The organism is Thermodesulfobacteriota bacterium, assembly GCA_040756475.1.
Classification (GTDB): Bacteria; Desulfobacterota; Deferrisomatia; order Deferrisomatales; family JACRMM01; genus JBFLZB01.
The window spans coordinates 1-1,929 of record JBFLZB010000352.1; the positions used below are offsets into that span (position 1 = coordinate 1).

Below are 1,929 nucleotides of genomic sequence, written 5' to 3' on the forward strand. Positions count from 1 at the left end.
GCCGCTGCACGACCGGCGGTGCGGACGGCGCGGCCTCCGGGGCCCCGGGGGCCTCGGGTACCAGCTCGCAGGAGGCGCCCTGGCCTTCCCCGCCGGGTACCGTCCCGCTCACGGCCCCCTCCGGAGCACGGCGCAGGCGATGCGGGCCCCGGCACCCCCCGCGGGGTCCGTGCGGTGGTCGTCGGGCCCTTCGTGGAGCACCACCGAGGCGCCGTCGGCGTCGAGGAGGGCGTGAGGACCCCCCTCGAGGATCACCCCGGGGGCGAAGGTCTCTACCCGGAGCGTTCCGTCGGGGGCCACGTGCACGTTGGGGAGATCCCCCAGGTGAGGGCCTTCGGAGCTCAGAAGCCCGTGCTTCCTCCCCGTGGGGCTGAAGTGGCCTCCTGCAGAGGAAAAGGGCGGCACGCACTCCCCCACCGCATGGAGGTGGAACCCGTGAGCTCCCGGCGGAAGCCCCGCGGCGGTGACCGCAATCAGCAACCCGCCCGGCCCCTCGCGGGCTTCCACCGTGCCGACCGCTTTGCCGTCGAGCCCCACGAGCTCTCCCACGGCGGAGGGAGCTCCCAGACCCGCCGCCGGCCACGCCAGAGCGCCCCACAGGGACACCAGCCAGAACCAACTCGCGCGCCTCATTCCCTTCTCCTTTCTTTTCCGGCACCCCCGACGAACCGGACCAGGTCGTCGTGGGGCAAGAAGCCCGCGGCGACTCGGCCCCCGAAGACGTGGGTAGGCACGGCGTTCACCTCCAGACGCCGCGCCCGGGCCCAGTCCGCGTCCACCTCCTGCGCCCAACGCGGGTCCGCCAGGGCATCCAGCGCCTCCAGCCCGGGGAGGCCCGCCGCTTCGGCGATCCGGGCGAGCTCCTCGGGGAGCCACAGGTTTCTCCCTTCGGCAAAGTAGGCCCGGAATGCACGCTCCCGGAAGGCGTCGCCGAAGCCCCGGGACTGGGCCCACCGCGCCAGCTCCTGGGCGCGGCGACTGTTGTAGGTGCGCCGCCGGTCCCCCAGGGGCACGCCCACCTCTGCGGCCACCCGGCGCAGGCGGGCGAGCACAGTTTCCACGTCGATCCCCCTCCCGGCAAACAGCTCTTCCAGGGTCGTTCCGTCAGGAGGCGTCTCCGGGTGGAGGGGAAACCCCGTCCACCGCACCGCCACCCCGGTCTCCGCCTGGAGCACAGCGACACCCACGGTGTCGAAGTAGCACCAGGGTCAGACGAAGTCGTAGAAGACCTCCAGCACCTCGTCCATGGCCCTACCCCGCTTCCCGCCGTGCGGTGAGCATGTCCTTCGCCTCCCGGAGCCACCCGATCAGGGTGTCGATCTGGTCGGCGTGGATCCGGATGCGCTGGGAGTGCTCCTGGAAGGGGAGCCGCTGGTCCAGGTACAAAACGGGGTCGGCGGGGTCGGTGCTGAGCTCGATCTCAAAGAGGGTCTTGTGCACGGAAACCTCCTCTCGCCGCGATGCCGCCGCACCCCGAGGAACCTACCCCCGCCGCCGCGGGCGGTCAAACCTCGCGGGCGCCGGGTCCAGGAGCGATCCGCGGGGCCCCGAGGCAGTGACGTGCCGCTGCGGCGAGTGGCCAAGGCGGGGCGGACGGATCGATGGGGCCGCACACAGAGGAAGGTCGAACCGGCAGGCAACCCGGAAGATCAGATCCCGTTCCAGCCGGACAGGCTCCTGCCGTGCCGGTAGTCCGGGTGCCGCCAGGGTCCACCCGTCCACCAGAATCCACCACCAAATTTTTTGGGCGGGGTCCGGGAGTCCGTGGAGCGCAGCCCCGTACCGCCTCGACCGAACCGCGGCAGCGAGGCCGAAAGCGGTGAGGTTCGGCGCGCCGGCTCCCTCGGCTACGCGGCCTCCGAACATCGCGGATTGCGGGGCGGAGCGCAAGGGCTCCCGGACCCTGCTTGCCACCCGGGTGGTGGATCG

2 protein-coding genes and 1 pseudogene are annotated in these 1,929 nt (G+C 72.2%); all 3 read right to left on the reverse strand.

Annotated features, from left to right (window positions below):
- Window positions 1–108 precede the first annotated feature (108 nt).
- Window positions 109–633, reverse strand: a complete 525-nt coding sequence (locus tag AB1578_23625; GenBank protein ID MEW6490889.1) for a superoxide dismutase family protein — start codon at window positions 631–633, stop codon at window positions 109–111.
- Window positions 630–1,196 (reverse strand): annotated as a pseudogene (locus AB1578_23630) (DsbA family protein). Before AB1578_23630 ends, AB1578_23625 begins: the two are co-directional and overlap by 4 nt.
- A 55-nt stretch (window positions 1,197–1,251) precedes the next feature.
- On the reverse strand, window positions 1,252–1,440 hold the full coding sequence (locus AB1578_23635) for a hypothetical protein (GenBank protein MEW6490890.1): 189 nt from the start codon (window positions 1,438–1,440) through the stop codon (window positions 1,252–1,254).
- Window positions 1,441–1,929 lie beyond the last annotated feature (489 nt).

Coding starts and splice junctions, on each gene's coding strand:
- AB1578_23625 (MEW6490889.1), bottom strand. CDS start 633: ATGAGGCGCGCGAGTTGGTTCTGGCTGGTGTCCCTGTGGGGCGCTCTG.